Here is a 2742-nt window from a genome sequence, read left to right on the forward strand (position 1 = left end):
TATTCACCGACATTGTGGAGACAATGCCGCCRTTGCCAAAGCGGCCCGGCGYCATGCCGGACCGCCCGCGCTTCATTTGCCCAGCGCCTGCTCCATCTCCTTGAGGAAGGATTTGTCGAGCGCGGCGCCCAGGCTTTGCAGCCATGCTTCCATCGTCGCGCCGCTGTCCGCCGGATTCGCATGCAGGCTCGGTGCCAGCAGCGCCGAGGGCACGCCGAACGCGTAGCTGCCCGTCGCCGCCACCAGGCCGCTCGCGRCGAACGTCGGTGCGACCGTCGCCGTCGTGGTCACGGCCGCACTGCGGGTCAGGTCCACGTACGGGTTGGCCCCGACCGGATTGGCGCGGGCCGCACCGGACAACGGACGTCTTGGGCCAATTCGATTCGACGAATGAAGGTTAATCGGGCATTCTTATGGATGTTCATTCGGTTGGCTTCCTTGAGAACTGGTGGTTTGGCGATTTCCAGTTTCTCAAGTCCAATCCGAATGAACAACCCATTGAAACATCACACCTGGGCCGGTACGCGTCTAGGCGCCCGTCCGCACGCGCGCAATGGCAGCCGCCAGCACCTCGTCCAGCACCGGCTCCGACGGCGCCTGCAACCGGCCGAGCGGGGTGTTCATCAGCAGATGATCGAGCGCGGGATTGTCGAGGCCCGCATCCGCCCGCAAACGCAGCACAGCCAGGATCTCGTACGGGTCGTACCAGAATGCTTCCAACGGCATGTCGAACTCCTTGTCGGTATCGCTCGACCTGCACTGGTGCGTGTGGCGATCGCATGCCGCCAGCAGCAGCGGCGCCAGGTCGGCCGCCTGCGCCGAGCGCCAGTTCGTCAGCAAGGCGTCGAATTCCGGTACGCCGATGCCGCAGCCGGCCGTGCCATCGATGTCCTCGGCCAGGCGGAGTACAAAACGCTGCGTGGCGCGCTGGTAGCCCGCATCGCCGTCCGAAAAGCCGCGCATTTTCTCCATCCAGCGGCTACGGCCGGCGAGATCGCGTGCGTAATCGTTCCAGCCTAGCGCCAGGCAATCGCCCGCGATACCGCCGAACCATTCGAGCGCCGGCGCGCCCCAGTTCTCGCCGCCGCTGGCGGCGTTGCGCTCGATCGACTCGAGGCGCGCATCCATCTGCATCACCAGCGACCAGTAGCCATAAGTAAGCGCCCGGCGCCATTCGGCCTCCCAGCCGTCCTTGCCGCCGAGCGCGAGGCGCATGACGTCGCGCCGGAGCGTGACGAATATCGCCCACAGGTCGTCTCCCAGGTCATGCATCGAATAGGCGTACTTACGCTCGCCCAGCCGGTACTCGAAGCCGAGACCATGTTGGCGTACTTGCTCAACGTTCTGAAGGCGTTCCTGCAGGTCCTCGCTGTCGAAGCCGAAGGGGAGCTTTTTCAGGTATGCGCCCAGCTTGGGGAAGCCTGCGGCGACGCCGGCGGCAGAAATTGAAGACATTTGTTTTCCTCGATTAGATATTCACCGGCATTGTGGAGACAATGCCGCCGTTGCCGAGCGGCCCGGCGCCATGCCTCCATCGTCGCGCCGCTGACCGCCGGGTTCGCGTGTAATCCCGGTGCCGTCAGCGCGGACGGCACGCCGAACGCGTAGCGGCCCGTTGCCGCCACCAGGCCGCTCGCGACGAACGCCGGTGCGGCCGCCGCAGTCACGGCCGCGCTGCCGATTTCATGGCCGTGCGCGAATTGTTCCGCCCGCGGGCGCTGTCACCTACCCGGCCTGCCGCACGCGCGCGACCGCTGCCGCCAGCGCCTCGTCCAGCACTGGCGCGGACGGTTCCTGCAACCGGCCGAGCGGGGTGTTCATCAGCGGATGGTCCAGCGCGGGATTGTCGAGGCCAGCGGATGCGCGCAGGCGCAGCACGGCCAGGATCTCGTACGGGTCGTACCAGAACGCGCGGAACGGCAGGTCGAATTCCATGTCGGTGTCGGTCGATTCACACTGGTGCGTGTGGCGATCGCTCGCCGCCAGCAGCAGCGGCGCGAGGTCGGCGGCCGTCGCCGAGTGCCAGTTCGCCAGCAAGGCATCGAATTCGGGCACGCCGATCGCGCCGGCCGCCTTGCCGTCGATATCCTCGGCCAGGCGCAGCACGAAGCGCTGGGTCGCGCGGTGGTATCCTTCAACGCCGTCGGGGAAGCCGCGCATCTCGTCCATCCAATGGCTGCGGCTCGCAAGATCGCGTGCATAATCGTTCCAGCCCAACGCCAGGCAATCGCCCGCGATACCGCCGAACCACTCGAGCGCCGGTGCGCCCCACGTCCATTCACCGCTCGCAGCATTTTGCTCAATCAGTGCGAGCCGCGCATCCATTTGCATTACTAGCGACCAGTAGCCGTAAGATATCGCACGCAGCCACTGGGACTCCCAACCCGCTTTGCCCCCCAGCGCTACAAGCATCGCTTCACGCCGAAGCGTGGCGAACACGGCCCACAAGTCGTCACCCAGGTCATGCATCGAATAAGTATAGGTATTCTTACCCAACCGGTACTCAAAGCCTAAACCCTCTCCGCTCGTTCGGGAGATATTCTCCAGACGCTCTTGCAGGTCCTCGCTGTCGAAACCGAAAGTCAGCTTCTTGACGTAAGCGCCAAGCTTGGGAAAGCCCGCGGCGACACCACCAGCAGAAATTGAAGACATCGTGTTTTCCTTGTTTAGATTTTCACTGACATTGTCGCGACAATGCCGCTGCTGTCAAGCGGCCCGGCGTCATGCCGGGCCGCCCGCGAC

The 2742-nt window shown here is 64.8% G+C and carries 3 protein-coding genes; all 3 read right to left on the reverse strand.

The window, feature by feature from the left end; all coding sequences use genetic code 11:
• Window positions 1-72: 72 nt before the first annotated feature.
• The 3 genes from AC1DYX_RS00290 to AC1DYX_RS00300 all read right to left on the reverse strand — a co-directional run bounded on the left by AC1DYX_RS00290 (window position 73) and on the right by AC1DYX_RS00300 (window position 2652).
• Window positions 73-360, reverse strand: a complete 288-nt coding sequence (locus tag AC1DYX_RS00290) for a hypothetical protein (RefSeq protein ID WP_477255102.1) — start codon at window positions 358-360, stop codon at window positions 73-75.
• Between the two features lie 168 nt (window positions 361-528).
• A complete protein-coding gene (locus AC1DYX_RS00295) occupies window positions 529-1455 on the reverse strand; it encodes a hypothetical protein (protein WP_477255104.1) in 927 nt (308 codons plus the stop codon).
• A 270-nt stretch (window positions 1456-1725) separates the two neighbouring features.
• The gene (locus tag AC1DYX_RS00300; RefSeq protein ID WP_477255106.1) at window positions 1726-2652 is read right to left on the reverse strand and encodes a hypothetical protein; all 927 of its coding nucleotides are present in this window, start codon (window positions 2650-2652) and stop codon (window positions 1726-1728) included.
• Between the last annotated feature and the right edge of the window lie 90 nt (window positions 2653-2742).

It is taken from the genome of Massilia sp. P2_C2 (assembly GCF_056404615.1).

Excerpts from the sequence above, each read along its gene's own strand:
- AC1DYX_RS00300 (WP_477255106.1), bottom strand. The coding sequence starts at position 2,652 with ATGTCTTCAATTTCTGCTGGTGGTGTCGCCGCGGGCTTTCCCAAGCTT.
- AC1DYX_RS00295 (WP_477255104.1), bottom strand. The coding sequence starts at position 1,455 with ATGTCTTCAATTTCTGCCGCCGGCGTCGCCGCAGGCTTCCCCAAGCTG.